2 protein-coding genes and 1 pseudogene are annotated in these 2,069 nt (G+C 65.5%); all 3 read right to left on the minus strand.

Annotation, left to right across the window (positions count from 1 at the left end; genetic code table 11):
* Window positions 1–55 precede the first annotated feature (55 nt).
* Window positions 56–517, minus strand: a complete 462-nt coding sequence (locus VXC91_RS44860; protein WP_329513091.1) for a pyridoxamine 5'-phosphate oxidase family protein — start codon at window positions 515–517, stop codon at window positions 56–58.
* Between the two features lie 135 nt (window positions 518–652).
* A pseudogene (locus VXC91_RS44865) lies at window positions 653–937 on the minus strand (IS701 family transposase); the annotation flags it as partial.
* Window positions 938–1,162: 225 nt separating this feature from the next.
* Window positions 1,163–1,567 (minus strand): hypothetical protein, encoded by a 405-nt coding sequence (locus tag VXC91_RS44870; protein ID WP_329513092.1) that lies wholly within the window; start codon window positions 1,565–1,567, stop codon window positions 1,163–1,165.
* Between the last annotated feature and the right edge of the window lie 502 nt (window positions 1,568–2,069).

Here is a 2,069-nt window from a genome sequence, read left to right on the forward strand (position 1 = left end):
AGTACTCCAGCTGTAGATCGTGATCCGAGAGAGGCGCGTCGGCGAGGGGCGGCCGTTATTCCAGCCACATCCCGTCGCGCATGATGACTCTCCCGTGTAGTTCCGGCTCGCCGCGCCAAGCGCGCACAGTCCTCGGGACCACGCGTACATACAGAAAGGAACCCTCTTCCACGCGTGGATCCCACCCGAACTTGTCGGCGAACGCCTCCGCTGCGCCTCCGGGCACCTCCTGGTCCGGGAAGTACTCCGCCTCGCCCTGGAGGAGCACCACGTCGAAGGTGTCCGGTAGTGACAGGCGCACGCGCGGCTCTTTGCGGACGTTTCGCGCAGTCACGGAAGTGGCGCTGGTGCACATCCACACTGCTCGCCCATCCCACAAGAACCACAGCGGCACCTGGTGCGGCCCGTGATCAGGGTGAGCCGTCGACACCCATACATCCCGCTCGGTAACGAGCCGCTCCAGAGCGTCGCGCATACGCTCCGCCGTCTGGCGACGAACGATTCCCGTGGTCTCCATGAGGACCGACCCTAGCCAAGCAGGCGCGAAGCGCGCCTGAGGCGCAGGACCTACTCCCAGCGACCGATGAACCCCTCAGCTTTGGGCTCGGGGCGACCAACTTCGGTGCTCAGAGTGGCCAGCGGAAGTGCTCAGTCACACTTGTCCCCGGTAATGGCTGGCTCGTGATCGCGCCTGGTGGCTGCGTCGCCAGGCGGACCAGCTGAGCCGGTGGGCCGGGCCGTGAGCGGGCCGGACAACGACACTGATGAACAGGCGCTGGATCTCGTTGCAGGTCAGCGGGATCAGGTCGCCCGGCGTGGGGCGGTGTGCGTGTTCGTCGGCGCGGACCACTGCGAGGAAGGCACGGGACAGCATCGCGAGGGTGACCCAGCAGGTCCAGGAAGGGTAGCGGCGGACCTGGTGCTCATCCGGTCCGGCCTTGGGTCAAGGCCCCACGGCGCACGGGAAGTCGTCGTCGATGCTGCGGGCTACCTGGCGTGCCCCTCCCTCGTCGATTTTGGTCCGCGGTCAGCGGGGGAGGCGTGCGACTAACTCTCGTTTGCTGCCTGGCTGTTCAAGATCAACGATGACCCTGCCATGAACGGCTCGGTGCCGACGAGATGGCACAAGGGCGCGATCCCAGCGCAGGCCGGTGTGAGATGGTCATTGCGGCAAGGCAGCCCCGGCTTGCCATTCATCGAACTCCCAGGCCGGATAACAGGTGCTCAAGTACGGCAGGTGCCCGTCCGACTCGGCGGCTGTCAGTGGTTTCGCGAGCCGGAGGGCGATGTGGCCGGTCGCATCGATGTCGAACCCCCAGGAGAAGCCGACCACCGGCAAGACGTGCCGCTGGGCCTGGTCCAAAGGTGTCCATGCCAGGAAGCTGTGGGCGAGCCAGGCCATGGGTTCACGTTCGGCTCGTGACGGGGCGTCGAACAGAGTGGGGCTGACGCCGAAGAAGGCGTAGGAGGAAGGCGCATCTTCGAACAGGACGAACGGATCCATATCGAAGTCGACACCGCCGGACGAGTTGTCTGTGGACTGGACCAGCTGGACCCAGCCGAACATGGCTCGATACCCCGTGCCGGGATAGTCCACCACAGCCGTGCAGCACGGAAACCGCGCGCTTCAGGGCGCTTGCCGACCGTCGACGGCTCATCAACCTGTTCAAGAGCCACCGTCACATTGCCGGTCTCACCATCGCGAGTGAAGGGAAGGATCACGGCATCACCCTGCCAATTGCGCATCATCAGCTACAAGCGCCAAAAGAAGACAAGCGTTCGGCGATACCGCGGTGTCAGTTCTGACCAACATCCCGGGCCTGTTGGACTGCCAACCGGTCTCGGACCTCACCTACAGGCGCTCTCGCTCCTCCCCTGTGCAGCCAGACGGCCGAAGTACGACGAGACCCCCGGAGTACCCGCAGCTCGAAGATCACAGGCGGGTTGTGATCTTCGTAGCCGGGCGGCCTCCGTTCCGTCCCGCGATCCTTGTCCGGCTCACCCGTACGGTCGGTAGGTCACATAGGGCTGCGGGCCGCCGTCGGCGCGCAAAGGCCCCGGCTGGACGG

The sequence above is a fragment of the Streptomyces chiangmaiensis genome (assembly GCF_036281785.1).
In the GTDB taxonomy this organism is placed as follows: domain Bacteria; phylum Actinomycetota; class Actinomycetes; order Streptomycetales; family Streptomycetaceae; genus Streptomyces; species Streptomyces chiangmaiensis.